Genomic DNA, 233 nt, shown 5'->3' with positions numbered 1-233 from the left:
ATGGTGGAGCCAAGCGGGATCGAACCGCTGACCTCCTGCGTGCAAGGCAGGCGCTCTCCCAGCTGAGCTATGGCCCCGTATCTTTACCGGGGACACCATGAAATTGGTGGGTCTGGGCAGATTCGAACTGCCGACCTCACCCTTATCAGGGGTGCGCTCTAACCAACTGAGCTACAGACCCAATCGTCTTCTTCAATGAATCAAGCAATTCGTGTGGGAGCTCATGGAGCAGC

At 56.7% G+C, this 233-nt stretch carries 2 tRNA genes; both read right to left on the bottom strand.

What is annotated here, in order from left to right:
* Window position 1: 1 nt before the first annotated feature.
* Window positions 2-77, bottom strand: a tRNA-Ala gene (locus AC30D9_RS29435).
* A 27-nt stretch (window positions 78-104) separates the two neighbouring features.
* Window positions 105-181: transfer RNA gene (locus tag AC30D9_RS29430), tRNA-Ile, on the bottom strand.
* Between the last annotated feature and the right edge of the window lie 52 nt (window positions 182-233).

The organism is Pseudomonas sp. DF11 (assembly GCF_058148565.1).
The sequence above is the reverse complement of the archived record's forward strand: the minus strand, read 5'-3'. Positions and strand labels throughout refer to the sequence as shown.